General features: G+C 26.4%; 11 protein-coding genes. 4 read left to right on the forward strand and 7 right to left on the reverse strand.

Going from position 1 to position 14,364, the window contains the following annotated elements; genetic code table 11:
• Positions 1–1,047: an ABC transporter substrate-binding protein gene (locus tag QOZ93_RS02745; protein ID WP_307355015.1), complete on the forward strand. Its 1,047-nt coding sequence runs from the start codon at positions 1–3 to the stop codon at positions 1,045–1,047.
• Positions 1,048–1,086: 39 nt separating this feature from the next.
• Here the strand turns inward: QOZ93_RS02745 and QOZ93_RS02750 are convergent, their stop codons facing one another.
• A complete protein-coding gene (locus QOZ93_RS02750; RefSeq protein WP_307355016.1) occupies positions 1,087–1,524 on the reverse strand; it encodes a CBS domain-containing protein in 438 nt (145 codons plus the stop codon).
• A gap of 156 nt (positions 1,525–1,680) precedes the next feature.
• Between QOZ93_RS02750 and pepF the strand changes: the two genes are divergently transcribed.
• Positions 1,681–3,471 (forward strand): oligoendopeptidase F, encoded by a 1,791-nt coding sequence (gene pepF, locus QOZ93_RS02755; protein WP_307355017.1) that lies wholly within the window; start codon positions 1,681–1,683, stop codon positions 3,469–3,471.
• A 72-nt stretch (positions 3,472–3,543) separates the two neighbouring features.
• Here the strand turns inward: pepF and QOZ93_RS02760 are convergent, their stop codons facing one another.
• Positions 3,544–3,753 carry a DUF378 domain-containing protein gene (locus QOZ93_RS02760; RefSeq protein ID WP_111942507.1) on the reverse strand — a complete coding sequence of 70 codons (210 nt, stop codon included), beginning with the start codon at positions 3,751–3,753 and terminating at the stop codon, positions 3,544–3,546.
• A gap of 191 nt (positions 3,754–3,944) precedes the next feature.
• Between QOZ93_RS02760 and purB the strand changes: the two genes are divergently transcribed.
• Both purB and QOZ93_RS02770 read left to right on the forward strand, forming a co-directional pair.
• Complete coding sequence (purB, locus tag QOZ93_RS02765; protein ID WP_111942509.1) at positions 3,945–5,381, forward strand: adenylosuccinate lyase; 1,437 nt, start codon at positions 3,945–3,947, stop codon at positions 5,379–5,381.
• A gap of 305 nt (positions 5,382–5,686) precedes the next feature.
• Positions 5,687–6,691, forward strand: coding sequence for a tyrosine recombinase XerC (locus QOZ93_RS02770; protein WP_307355018.1), 1,005 nt, complete (start codon positions 5,687–5,689; stop codon positions 6,689–6,691).
• A gap of 146 nt (positions 6,692–6,837) precedes the next feature.
• Here QOZ93_RS02770 and QOZ93_RS02775 read toward each other — a convergent pair whose 3' ends face one another.
• From QOZ93_RS02775 to QOZ93_RS02795, 5 genes are all read right to left on the reverse strand, one after another.
• Positions 6,838–7,260 carry a hypothetical protein gene (locus QOZ93_RS02775; protein ID WP_111942513.1) on the reverse strand — a complete coding sequence of 141 codons (423 nt, stop codon included), beginning with the start codon at positions 7,258–7,260 and terminating at the stop codon, positions 6,838–6,840.
• 257 nt (positions 7,261–7,517) lie between these two features.
• Positions 7,518–8,621 (reverse strand): helix-turn-helix domain-containing protein, encoded by a 1,104-nt coding sequence (locus QOZ93_RS02780; RefSeq protein ID WP_307355019.1) that lies wholly within the window; start codon positions 8,619–8,621, stop codon positions 7,518–7,520.
• Positions 8,622–8,965: 344 nt separating this feature from the next.
• Complete coding sequence (locus tag QOZ93_RS02785; RefSeq protein WP_307355020.1) at positions 8,966–11,623, reverse strand: FAD-dependent oxidoreductase; 2,658 nt, start codon at positions 11,621–11,623, stop codon at positions 8,966–8,968.
• Positions 11,624–11,919: 296 nt separating this feature from the next.
• On the reverse strand, positions 11,920–13,254 hold the full coding sequence (locus QOZ93_RS02790; RefSeq protein ID WP_307355021.1) for an MATE family efflux transporter: 1,335 nt from the start codon (positions 13,252–13,254) through the stop codon (positions 11,920–11,922).
• A 95-nt stretch (positions 13,255–13,349) separates the two neighbouring features.
• Positions 13,350–14,327 (reverse strand): helix-turn-helix domain-containing protein, encoded by a 978-nt coding sequence (locus QOZ93_RS02795; RefSeq protein WP_307355022.1) that lies wholly within the window; start codon positions 14,325–14,327, stop codon positions 13,350–13,352.
• Positions 14,328–14,364: the final 37 nt, after the last annotated feature.

The following is a 14,364-nucleotide window of genomic DNA, read 5'->3' on the forward strand; positions in this document are numbered from 1 at the left end:
ATGAAAAAGTTTTTATCTTATATTTTATTAATAACATTTCTTGTGGGAACTGTTTTAATTCCTGTAGGATGTGGTGATAACAGGGTGAAGTTAAAAGTATATAACTGGGGAGATTATATCGATAAATCTCTACTTAAAGAATTTGAAAATAAATATAATATAAAAGTAATCTATGGTGAATATGCAACTAATGAAGAGATGTTTGTAAAACTAAGAAATTCTCCTGGTCAATATGATGTTGTTGTTCCCTCTGATTACATGATTACTAAAATGATTAAAGAAGGGTTATTAGAAAAGTTAGATTTTAAAAATATACCTAATTATAAAGATATAGATCCTCAATTAAAGAATTTACCTTTTGATCCTAAAAATGAATATTCTGTTCCATATATGTGGGGAACTTTAGGTATTGTATATAATACTGGTTTAATAAAGGATAATATTAAGGGATGGAAGGATCTTTGGAATCCTAAATATAAAGATCAAATTTTAATGGTAGATAGTCAAAGAGATTCTATAGGAGTGGCTTTGAAAATGTTAGGTTATTCTATGAACACGACTAATTTAAAGGAACTAGAAAAAGCTAAAAATGCACTTATTAAGCAAAAGGATCTAGTTCATGCTTATGTGGGAGATGAAGTAAAGGATCAGATGGTAGAAGAAGAAGCGGCCATGGCTGTTGTTTGGTCAGGTGATGCTATGACTATAAAAGAAACTAATCCTAAGCTAAAATATGTTATCCCAGAAGAAGGTGCAAATCTTTGGTTTGACAATCTTGTAATTCCTAAGGGAACTAAACATAAAAAAGAAGCTGAATTATTTATCAACTTTATGACCGGTGCAGAAGCTTCAAAGAAAAATGTTGAATACATAGGATACTCAACTCCAAATTTAAAAGCTAAAGCAATGCTTCCAGAAGAAATTAGAGAAAACCCTTCTGCATATCCTTCTAAAGAGGTTATAGCAAAAGGTGAAGGATTTGTAGATCTTGGTGACTTTATAAAAGAATATGATAAAATTTGGACTGATATAAAAGCTCAGGAATAATTAAAAAAATAAAAGCTCCCATTGAGGGGCTTTTATTTTTTATGCATTAACAACTACTTCTTGTTTTTCTTTTATTTGATTGTAGCAATAATTTATAATTACGCTTCTTTTAATTATCCCTATAAAAACATTATCATCATCTACTACTGGAACAAAGTTTTGAGAGATGGATAATGTTATTAATCCTTCGATGTCTGAATTAATTTTCACAGCAGAATTTTTAACTCTTCTAGGAATTTGCTTGATACACATATTTTTTACTTGATTAATGCTATGTTTTTCTTTTTCTACTTTATTCTTTATGTACCATAAAACATCTCCCTCTGTTAATGTTCCTACATATTTACCTTTTTCGTCAATTATGGGAATTGCAGTATACTTGTACTTTTCTAAAATGTGCATAGCTTTTTCTAAAGTATAATTTTCATTAATAAATACTACTTCTATTTTAGGAGTAAGAAAAAAGGCAATATTCATATGCAAAACCTTCCTTTATGATTATTTACTTCTCTATTAATATTATAACATAAAATTTTATTTTTGTTATTCAAACAAATATTTTTAAAAGTTCTTTAATAAAATTTTATAATATGGTACTATTACTTTTAAAGATAGTATAAAGGGGGAAAATATATGAGTAAAGTTCTACTAAGAAATGAAATTGATGAAAAGTATAAATGGGCTATAGATAGTATTTATAATTCTATAGACTTATGGGAAGATGATTTTAAAAAATTAAAAGAAGAAGCACCAAAGCTTGAAAACTTTAAAGGTAGCTTAAAAGATGGCTCTAAATTGTTGGAATTTTTAGAAGAGTATGAGAAGGTTTCGAGAAGTTTTTTAAAATTATTTCTTTATGCTCACTTAAAATCCGATGAAGATACTACTGTAAGTGCTAATCAAGCTTTAAAAAATAGGATTGATGCTTATGATTCTGAATTTAACGGTATAATAGCTTTCTTTGTTCCAGAAGTATTAACTTTTGATAAAGGACACTTAGATTCTCTTTATGAACAGGTTCCTAAGCTTAAAGAATATAAAATTTATCTTCAAAGAGTATTCGATCAAAAACCTTATACTTTAAATGAACAAGAAGAAAAAATTCTAGCACAGGTAGCGGATTGTTTAAATTCTCCAAGTAATTGTTTTTATATGTTAACAAATGCTGATATGGAGTTTCCTGAAATTATAGATGAAGAAAATAAAAAAGTTCAATTAACAGAATCTAATTATAGTGTATTTATAAAATCAAAAGATAAATCTGTAAGAGAACAAGCATTTAAAGCTTTATTTAATACTTATATTAAATATAAAAATACTCTAGGAACAATGCTTTCTTCTTCTATGAAAAATTGTGTATTTGAGGCTAAAGTAAGACATTATGATTCAGCACTACAAAGCAAATTAAAACCTCATAACATTCCTGAAAGTGTTTATGATAACTTAATCAGTATGGTAAATAAAAACTTAAGTTCACTTCATAGATATGTAAGATTAAAAAAGAAAATTTTAAATCTAGATGAAATTCATATGTACGATCTATATGTTCCGCTATTTGAAAATAGTTTTGATCATATAGAATTTGAAGAAGGACTAAAGATTATAAAAGAAGGATTAACACCTTTAGGAGAAGAATATTTAAGCATCTTAGATAAAGGTATTAATGAAAGATGGATTGATGTATTTAGTAATAAGGGGAAAAAGGGTGGTGCATACTCTTGGTCAACTTATGATACAAAACCTTTTATATTAGCAAATTTTAATTATCAATATAATGATGTATCAACAATAGCCCATGAATTAGGGCATTCTATACATTCTTATTACTCTAACAGTACTCAACCATTCTTCTATTCAGACTATGCTTTATTCTGTGCAGAAGTAGCTTCAATTACAAATGAATGTCTTCTTGTAAATCATTTAATTAATAAAGAGACTGATAAGAGTAAAAAACTTTACTTATTAAATCAACAACTTGAAAATATAAGAACAACATTCTTCAGACAAACTTTATTTGCAGAATTTGAAAAAATAACTCACGAAAAAATAGAACAAGGGGAAGCCTTAACTTGCGAAGACTACTCAAGTATTTATTATGAGTTAAATAAAAAATACTATGGTGATGAGATTATTTCGGATGAGGAAATAGCTATTGAATGGGCTAGAATACCTCATTTCTATAGAGATTTCTATGTTTATCAATACGCTACTGGTTTTGCTGCTGCAAACTCTTTTGCAACTAGTATTTTAGCTAAAAAAGAAAATGCTAGAGATAAATATATAGGTTTCTTAAAAAGTGGTTGCATAGCTGACCCTATAGAAATATTAAAGACTGCTGGTGTTGATATAACATCACCGAAACCAATAGATGATACTATAGCTGTGTTTAATTCATTATTAGATATGTTAGAAAAAGAAATCTAAATTAAAAAATACGCCTAAAAGAACGTTAGTTCTTTTAGGCGTATTAATATATGTTTAATATATTAGATATGTTTAGTTTTTTTGGGTCTTAAATAAAAAGAATAATAAATCAAGTCCACTAAGTCCTACAAGTATATATATAAGTCTTTCTAAAAATGGAACAGCTTTTCTAAATAAAACTTCTAGAACATTTACCCCTAACAGACCATATATGCCCCAAACGATAGAACCAAGTATTATTAAGATAAAGGCAATCTTATCTAGATTAGTTATCTTATACATGTAATCAACCCCCTATACATCTTTTTGTTCTTATTTAAAATATATTGTATAATGTTATATATTATTCTTATAAAGTAAAATTTAGAATTTAATACGAACAAAATTATTACTTTATTTGAATTTATATGTTATAATATGAATGAATAATGTAAAAATATTTTTAACATACGTATGGAGGTAATCAGGTAATTATGAAAGATAGAAATAAATATAGTACACCTTTAAATTCAAGATATGCATCACCAGAAATGTCATATATATTTTCAGATAATATGAAATTCAAGACTTGGAGAAAGTTATGGTTAGCATTAGCTGAATCAGAAAAAGAATTAGGATTAAATATTACAGAAGAACAAATTAAAGAATTAAGAGAAAACGTTGAAAATATTAATTTTGAAGATGCTGAAAAAAGAGAAAAAGAAATTAGACATGATGTAATGAGTCATGTTTATGCATATGGTCTTCAATGTCCAAATGCTAAAGGAATAATCCATTTAGGTGCTACTTCTTGCTATGTTGGAGATAATACTGATTTAATAGTAATGAAAGAAGCATTATTACTTACAAAGAAAAAACTTATAAATGTTTTAAGTTCATTAAAACAATTTGCTTTAACATATAAAGATATGCCTACTTTAGGTTTTACACACTTTCAACCTGCACAGTTAACTACTGTAGGTAAAAGAGCTACATTATGGATGGAAGAATTAATGTTAGATCTTGAAAACCTAGATTTTGTTATAAATACAATAAAATTAAGAGGTGTTAAAGGTACAACAGGAACCCAAGCTAGTTTCATGAAACTTTTTAACGACAATGAAGAACAAGTAAAAGTATTAGATAAAATGGTAGCAAATAAATTAGGGTTTGAAGATACATATCCTGTAACTGGTCAAACTTATTCAAGAAAAGTAGATTCTATAGTATTAAATACATTATCTGAAATTGCTCAAAGTGCTTATAAATTTAGTAATGATTTAAGACTTCTTCAAAGTATGAAAGAAATTGAAGAACCTTTTGAAAAGCATCAAATAGGATCATCTGCAATGGCATATAAACGTAATCCTATGAGAAGTGAAAGAATGGGTTCACTTGCAAGATATATCATAGTAGATGCTTTAAATCCAGCTATAACTGCTAGTACTCAATGGTTTGAAAGAACATTAGATGACTCCGCAAACAAAAGAATTGCAATAGCTGAAGCATTTTTAGCATTAGATGGTGTTTTAAACCTTTACCTGAATATATCTGAAAACTTAGTAGTTTATCCAAAAGTTATAGAAGCTCATGTAAAAAGAGAATTACCTTTCATGGCAACTGAGAACATAATGATGGAAGCAGTAAAAAGGGGAGGAGATAGGCAAGAGCTTCATGAAAAAATAAGAGTTCATTCTATGGATGCTGCAAGACAAGTTAAAGAATTTGGTCTTGAAAATGATTTAATTGATAGAATAATAAATGATCCAACATTTAATATGTCAAAAGAAGATATATTAAGCATTATAGATGCTAAAAAATTCACTGGTAGAGCTGCAAATCAAGTTGTAGATTTTATGGAAAATTACGTAAATCCAGCATTAGAAGCTAATAAAAATTTAATTGGTGTAAAATCTGAAATTAATGTTTAAAATTAAGATTTAAGTTTAAATTTTTAAATCCAATCTAAATAAGATTTTTTAGATTGGATTTTTTATGTTTTATGAAAAAATCTCATTTATTAAGTACTAAACAAGAAATTAATATAATTAATTAAGTAAGTTTATAATAATTATATAATTAGGAAATTAAATAATTTAAGTATATATAACTATAGATATATATAGGTTTTTTTAGTAAAATAGAGAAAAAGGGTAAAATAAATAATGTCGTGAAATATAAATTTAGCGACATAAATATATAAAATATAAGGGTAGGGCTATTGGAGGTGCTAAAATTGAAAACTTTATATAATACCATATTAAATAAAGATTACCCTAGATTATTAAAAGACTTTTTAAATTACTCGCTTTCAGTTAAAGGTCTTTCACCAAATACTATTAAGGGTTATGCTTCTGACTTAACTCTTTTTATAAAATATTTAATTTTTATAAATGAAACTTGTGAAAATAAAAAGCTTGATTTTAATAACATTGATATTATGAAATTTGATGAAAACATTTTATTAAGTGCCGATTTAAATGCTATTATTTCTTTTATAAGTTTTACTGAAATTAGTTTAGAAAATAGTAATTATGCCAGAGCTAGAAAAGTCTCTTCATTAAAAGCTTTTTTTAAGTACTTATACGATATTAAAGAAATTTTAAGCATTAATCCTTGTGAAAATTTACAGGTACCTAAAATTCCTAAAAGGCACCCTATTTATTTAACTTTAGATGAAAGTAAAGCTCTTTTAGATGCCGTTACAGCTAATGGTGGCAAAAATACAGAAAGAGATTATTGTATAATCACCCTTTTCTTAAACTGTGGCCTTAGACTTTCAGAATTATGTTCTATAAGTTTATCTAAAATTAAAGATGATAAATTAAAGGTTATTGGTAAAGGTAATAAAGAACGTGTTATTTATTTAAATAAAGCTTGCTTAAAAGCTATTGAATATTATATGCCTATAAGAAATGCTCAAATAGATAATATTCCTGAAGAATACAAAGATGCCCTTTTTATCTCTTCTAAAAAAATGAGAATATCTGAAAGAACAGTAGAACGTATTGTAAAAAAATATGTTAAGTTAGCTGGATTGGATTATGATGTTTTAACTCCTCATAAATTAAGACATACAGCAGCAACATTAATGTATAAATATGGTAAGGTAGATTTACGCTCCATACAGAGCATTTTAGGCCACGAAAGTATTTCTACCACAGAAATATATACTCACATAGATGAAGAGGATCTAAGAGAAGCTGTGTATGCAAATCCACTAAATCTAGAAGAAAATTAGGTTTTAAAATATATTACTTAAACATTATCTAATTTTAAAAGATAAAAATCCAAAGTTAAGTATATAAGTATACTAGTCATTAATTTAATTTTATACTAAATATAAAAAAGGATGTTATTTAATATAACATCCCTACCCTTAAATTTTTAATTATCCTTTTTTCTAAAGGTTATTAGACCTGGAAATACCTCTTCATATTCTGAATTGCCATCTAAAACATCTAATTCCTCATCTAATCCTTCTTCATCATCTATATAGCACCAAAGATCTTCATTATCCATTACATCAAATGAATCCTGGTTTTCCTGGTTATCTATATATGATTCCTTAATATGTTCTTTTTCTAACTCTTTATCTTTTATAGTTATTTTACCTAAATCCTTTGAGTTTACTTTTATATGTCCTACATTAACTTCTTTTTCTTCCAGTATAGCATCCACCTTAATGCTTCTTTCTTTTTTAGCATCTTGATTTAAGATTTCACCACATGCATTACACATAAGTAATTCATCTACATCTACAATATCTAAACTACCACATTTTGAACACTTAAATTCTTTATTTTCCATAGTTTTATCTACCTCTTTATAACTTTATACACATCAAAAAAGTATTCTATCATAGTTTTGACTATTATTCAATATTGTATACATATTAACTGGTATTAACTTGAATAAGTTAGAGACATACATATATTTGTATTAATAAAGTTTCATTTTAAAAAATTCATCTTTATGTTTTAATTCTATTGAAAGTCCTCATAGGTATAAAAATGTAAAGCTAAATATAAAGTTTTGCATTTCCATTTAATCAGTATGAGAAATATTTAAGATTTCCTATATAGCTTTTCTAATTCATTTATTAAATGTACAAATTCATCATTTTCTCTAATTACATTAAAAATAGGATCTTCAAATAATTTAAAAAGATTTTCATATAAATTTAAACTTAAAGACTTTTTGCTAACTTCTAACTTATTAAAACACCAAACTTCATTTAAAGTATTATAATTATTTATATCATTAATTTTTAAATACTCTAACATAATATTTAACATTTCTATAGCTTTATATTTATTGTTTGCTTTTAGATATAATCTTGATAGATTAAGATAATCCATATAAATTAATAATTTATCTTTTTTATTAATTAAAAATTGTTTTTTCAAGTTTATTGATAAATTATAATATTTTTCGGCTACACAGAATTTATTATTATCTTTTTCATAAGAATTGGCTAAGCTCATACATATTAAAGAAATTTCATTAATATTTTTGTATAATTTAGTTTGTAGTAATTTCCTAGCTTTATTAAATTTATTTTGTTTTATATAAATGCTTACGAGTATATCATTAGGATCACAGAAAGCTTTTGGTATTTTATTTAATGTTTCTATAGCTTTCTGATCATCACCAAATTCAAAATACAATCCACCTAACCCAAATAATGAACTTTGGATTAATTCATTATCATTACAATTTGAAATTATATCTTCAAATAATTCAATTGAATATAAAAGCATTTGATTACTATGTTTTTCATCTATAGCTTTCCATGAATAGGCGAAAAATAAATAAGAAATCTTAGATTTTAATAAATAGCTATATGGATAGTTCAAAATGTATTTTTTACTTTCTTCTATAGCCAATTTTAAAGAATCTTTAGTATTAAATAACCTTTCACATTTTATGTAGATTTCATCTATATCTTCAGTTGATAACTCAATTTTAAAATTTAATAATTTATCTATACTTACATTAAAGAATGTTGCTAAAGTTGGTAGCAAAGTTATATCTGGATATGATGTTTCATTTTCCCATTTAGAAATTGCGGCAGTAGATATGCCAATAATCTTACCAAGTTGTTCTTGAGTAATACCTTTTTCTTTTCTCAATTTATATATTACTTTTCCTATTTGTAAATTTGCCATTTTATACACTCCATTTAATAGATTAAATATATACTAATTATATATTGTAATACTCAGTATACCAATGGAATCTTAGTTAAATATGGCAGTAAAACTTTAACTATAAGTAAGAATAGATTTTTACATTATTAAAAGTTATATGACTATTATAGCAAAATGAAGTTAATAAACCTCTTTATTCACTATATTCCATATAATCATCTCTAACAATTTTATAAAATTCTGATATAATTATTTAATATCTTATATAGCTAGTTTTGTACGCTTAATAACCCACCTTAAAATTATTACATTTTAAGGTGGGTTTTAATTATATTACTTGTATTTAGTTTTTGTTATAAATCTTATTTTTTTGTATTATCTACTGTATTTTCCATTACACCTTTTATAAGGTTTCTTACTAAATCATAAATTTTATACGAATCAAATTTACATTTTGTATCTAATCTATGACTCCACATTTCTTCTTCATTTTTATATGCCCTATCATATCTTCTATCAGAACTTGTATAAGATTTTCCCATAAATAATAAATCTAATATATGAACAGCATCTTTTCCAGCAGCCTCCATAGTTCCTCTACAAGATCCACAATAAGTAACTATTGAATGTTGATTAAAGTCATTAGCTCTTCTTATATATAGCTTTTTATATAATTCTGGATTTGAGCTACAAGCCATACCACCAACACCGCAACATCTAGTGTTTTTACCACTTTTTTCGATTTCACTCCATTTATAATTCATTTGATCAAGCATCCATCTTATACTTTCATGATGTGAAGTAACATCTCTTGTAGGACATGAATCATGTATATTAAATACAATATCAGAACTTTCTCCTATGTTAAGTGCCTGTTTTGGCAAGCCTATTTGTTCCTTCATTAAATCCCAATAAGATATTACCTTTTGATTTTTAACACTTGCTGAATAAACTTTATAGCATGAAGGACAGACAGTTATTATAACCTCAGCCCCCATCTCATCAAATTCATTTATAACTTTTTTATTTATATCTAAAAATCTTTGTTTTTCACCAACCATTAAAGACATTTTTCCACAACATTGAAGTACTGCACCAACATTTTCTTCTCCAAGAGTTTCTTTCAAGTGTTTTAGTACTTTTTCACAAAGTTCAGGATTATAGGCTGGTACTGTACATCCTGGAACAAACACATATTTAGTCTTTTTAGAACGTCCAAAATCTGCTTTAAGTGTTGTTGAATATTTCTTTCCTGATTCTAACTCTTGTTGATTAGCTACAAATTCAAGTTCTTTAAGTGGCGCATAACCATTATTTTTTCTTGCAAAATTTTCTTTCATTTCTATAAAATTATCTTTTAGATTAAAATTTTGAGGACAAACTATAGTACATTGACTACACTCATTACAAGAATAAGCTATCATTTTATCTATATTTTCATATCCTTTTTCTAAATACTCTTTAAATAATTTTTTAGGACATTCTGTATACTGTTGAAGCATTAAACATTCTTTCATACAAAGTCTACATTCGCATTGTTTACATCTACTAGCTTCTCTTAAAGCCTGTTCTTTAGTATATCCAAGTGCAACTTCATCAAAAGATTTTATTCTTCTTTCTGCATCAAGTTCTTTCATATCCTCTCTAAGACCAGCTATATTGTCCCAATTAATTGGCATATTAAGTTTAGTATCATAGCTCCAAGTATCTTCAATTTGTCTACCTTCTGTTAAAGAGTCACCATTTAGATATCTAATAACAGATTGAGCTGCTCTTCTTCCAGTAGCCATAGCTTGTATAACTACAGAAGATTCTCCGGAAGCATCCCCTGCTATAAATACTTTTTGATTTAAAGATGATTGAAGTGTTAACTTATCACATTCAAAAGTAGTATTTGGTCTTTGTTGTAATGTTCCCTCTGTAAAACTTGAATCAACCGCTTGCCCTATAGAGAAAACTATTGTATCTACTTCTAGTTCTCTAGTATCATTTTCATCAAACGTAGGTGCAAACATACCTTGTTCATTAAACATTGAAAGACATTTTTTTAATATAACTTTTGATACTCTACCATATTCATCTAATTTAATTTCTTTTATAGCTGTTGCATGATTAAATTTAATTTCCTCTTCAATAGCACCTTTTAGTTCATGCTCTGATGCTGCCATACTATTAAAATTATCTTCTAAACAGATAGAATAAACCTCTTCAACTCCATGAATTCTTCTAGATACTCTACAACAATCCATAGCAACGTCTCCGCCACCTACTACTAGAACTTTCTTTTTAACATTCTTTACATTTCTAGTAAGAGCTGCTTCTTTTAAATAATCTACTGAACTAAATATACCTTGTGCATTAAAGTTGCTTAAACTTTTATCAACTTTTCCTAGTTGTCTTCCTACTGCAACTATAACAGAATCAAAATTTTCTAATAGGTAGTTAAATTTAATATCTTTTCCGATTTCTATTCCAGTTTTAAAATTAATTCCTAACTTATCTAAATAACTTATTTCTTTTTCAAGTACATTTCTTGGTAGTCTGTATTCAGGAATACCAACTGCCATCATTCCACCTCTTACTGGCAGCTTATCAAATACAGTTACATCTACCCCTTCTTTTCTAAGTTCAAGGGCAGCCTGTAATCCTGATGGTCCAGCACCTATTATTGCAACTTTTTTTCCAGTTGCACATTTTATAGATAAATCCCAATCACTTTCATTATCAAAATTATCAGCTGCATATCTTTTTAATGAAGCAATTGCCATAGGACTTTTGCCTTCATTCCATTTACATTTTTTTTCACAAGGATGAGCACAAATTCTTCCCAATGTTCCTGGTAAAAAAAGATTTTCTCTAATAACCTTTATAGCCTCTGTACCCTTATCTTCTCTAATTAATCTTACATATGTTTTTACATCAGTATGCATAGGACAAGTTGCAACACATGCTGATTCTGAATCCCCCATACAGTTATCAACAATGTTTTTCATATTTTCGATTATTTCGTGTTTTAACATATAAGTTTCCTCCTAAGTTATTAAATAAGTTTTTATATTAATTTTTATAATAATTTATATAAAGGAATATTAAATTTTATTAAAGACCTATATTATAGTTATTAGTCTAATAAATTTATATTGATTCAATAAATTAAACAAAAATAAAATAGAAAGAGAATTCTCTTTCTATTTATAGTTTATCAAAAAAATTATGAATTTCAATAAAAAAAATACTTACTTAATATTCGATAATTTCTAAGTTAATGGATAATTGTAAATTGTATGAATTTATATCTTATATTTTTAAATATTTTTTAATTTATAAGCGACTTATACTCCTTTATTAATAATATAATCCCTAAAAGTACAACAAAAGTATCTACTAATGGTTGGGTAAACCATACTGCTTTTATACCAAAGAATTTAGGCATAAGTATTATAGCAGGAACAAAAGCTATTATTTGTCTTAAGAATACAAGAATACCTGCATTCTTTCCTTTACCAATAGACTGAAAGAATGTAATCATCATAATCATAAGGCCGTATATAGGAAAAGCTCCATAAAAAATCCTAAAATTACTAATACCTTTTGCAACTATATTTTCATTAGTTATAAAAAGTCCTAATGCCCCTTTTGCAAATATCTCCATAGGAATCCAAAAGATTAATGCTAAAATTGTAGATCCAATTATAAACATGTTTGTTGATTTTTTAACTCTATCATAATATTTAGCGCCATAATTTGTTCCTACTAAAGGTTGTAGTCCTTGAGACATTCCCCATAATGGAATAAAAGAAAAGGCTTGAATACGCAATGATGCGCCCATTAAAATAGCTTGATTAGGATCTCCATATTTAAAAGCCATTCTGTATAATAATGTTTGTTGAATTATTGTTAAAACTTGCATCATCATAGCAGAAACACCTACAGAAAACACTTCATTCTTAAGTTGTTTATCTATTTTGATTCTATGAATTTTAACAACCCTACTTTTCTTTAAAAAATATCTTAAAGTTATAATAGCTTGTACTATTTGGGAGGTTACGGTTGCTATTGCTGCACCTTCAATACCTTTATTTCCTAAAGCTTTAATTAAAATAGGATCTAAAACGATATTTAATATTGCTCCAAATGCCATAATTAACATAGCGTTTTTCATTAATCCCTCTCCACGCATAACCATATTAGCACTTTGAGCAAAATTAACAAAAATAGAACCAAGATAAACTATTTTAAGGTAACGGATGGCAAGTTCTAATATTTCTCCTTTTGCGCCACTAAATTGAAGTAATTGTCTGGTAAATACAACTCCTATTAAGGTAATAGCTATTGAAAAAATTAAAACTAAAGCAATTAAATTTCCCATTATTTTATTTATTACTTCTTGATCTTTTTTCCCAATGGCTCTAGATAAAACTGAAGCTGAGCCAATACCTATTAATGTTGATATACCACTATTAAACAAAGTTAAAGGGTACGCAACAGATATAGCTCCCATTGCATTTTCACCAATCATTTGGCCAGCGAATACACCATCCATGAAAGAATATAATCCAATTACTATCATTCCAAGAATAGCTGGAGCTGATAATTTAAACATAAGTTTTATAGGTGATTCTTTTAACAATATCCCCCTAGTATCTTTCATATATTCATCTCCTTTTTTAAATAAAAAATAACATTGAATTAATAAAATTTAACTCAATGTTATTTTAATTGATATTCATTATCAATTCTACTCTGTTAATATCTAAAATGCTCCAAAAAATTATTTTCTTTTTTATAGTCTTTTGGAAGTACTCCATTTATATCTTTAAATGCTTCTGTAAATTTACTAGCATTTAAATAACCTAAAGATAATGCAATATCACTAATATTAAGATCTGTAGTTGCTATTAAAAATGCTGCTTTATTCATTTTATATTTTTTAATATAAGCATAGGGAGTATCACCATATATTTGTTTAAAAATTGTTCTAAACATTGATAAACTCATATTATAATCTTTAGTTATATTATCTAATTTTAATGATTTATCTAAGTTTGTTATTAACGCTTGTCGTATTTCTTTAACTTTCTTTACTTGTTTACCTGAATAATATTTAAGTTCTTCTTTACTACCTTTAGTTAACTTACTTATGAAATAAAGTACATCTAAAATCTTTATTTTAAAATAATCTATTTGTCCATCATCTCTTGCAGTGTATATTTCATTAAATATATGATTTATCTTTCCATTATTCTTATTTGTATACCAATTTTTATCTAAACTAAGTTTATTATATATGTCTTGCAAATCAATTCCTAAGGTATTTAATAGGATGCAAAAATTTTTTGTGATTTTTTTCTTGTCTATAACAATAGCCATTCCATAATAAACATTTAAAGGGAAACAAAATTTAGTTGGAAGATATTTTGTAGAACTAATAGAAATCTCATTTTCACCTATATAAGAATAAGTATTATTAGGAAATTCCCATTCGACTCTTCCCCGTAAGCAATGATTAATTTCAATAATATTTTCGTTTCCACAATTACCTTCAATTAATTCCTCAGTATTGAAATCTTGAAAAGTAATCTGTACACCTGGAAATAGATCATATACAGTAAAAGTGCTTTTACCTTTGTTACAACAATAGTCATAAACAGTAAAATTTTTTTCTCTTTTAAGCACTTTAATACATTTAATTTTCCATGGATTTATTTCTATTTCTTTATTCAATAAAATCACCTTTAAAGAATTATTTTATTAAAAATTC

It is taken from the genome of Hathewaya limosa (assembly GCF_030815255.1).
Classification (GTDB): Bacteria; Bacillota; Clostridia; order Clostridiales; family Clostridiaceae; genus Hathewaya; species Hathewaya limosa.

Bases quoted from the DNA above. Each gene is read 5' to 3' on its own strand.
- QOZ93_RS02790 (WP_307355021.1), bottom strand. From the start codon at position 13,254: ATGAAAGATACTAGGGGGATATTGTTAAAAGAATCACCTATAAAACTT.
- QOZ93_RS02750 (WP_307355016.1), bottom strand. From the start codon at position 1,524: ATGAATATTGCCTTTTTTCTTACTCCTAAAATAGAAGTAGTATTTATT.
- QOZ93_RS02775 (WP_111942513.1), bottom strand. From the start codon at position 7,260: ATGGAAAATAAAGAATTTAAGTGTTCAAAATGTGGTAGTTTAGATATT.
- QOZ93_RS02785 (WP_307355020.1), bottom strand. From the start codon at position 11,623: ATGTTAAAACACGAAATAATCGAAAATATGAAAAACATTGTTGATAAC.
- QOZ93_RS02780 (WP_307355019.1), bottom strand. From the start codon at position 8,621: ATGGCAAATTTACAAATAGGAAAAGTAATATATAAATTGAGAAAAGAA.
- QOZ93_RS02745 (WP_307355015.1), top strand. From the start codon at position 1: ATGAAAAAGTTTTTATCTTATATTTTATTAATAACATTTCTTGTGGGA.
- pepF (WP_307355017.1), top strand. From the start codon at position 1,681: ATGAGTAAAGTTCTACTAAGAAATGAAATTGATGAAAAGTATAAATGG.
- QOZ93_RS02760 (WP_111942507.1), bottom strand. From the start codon at position 3,753: ATGTATAAGATAACTAATCTAGATAAGATTGCCTTTATCTTAATAATA.
- purB (WP_111942509.1), top strand. From the start codon at position 3,945: ATGAAAGATAGAAATAAATATAGTACACCTTTAAATTCAAGATATGCA.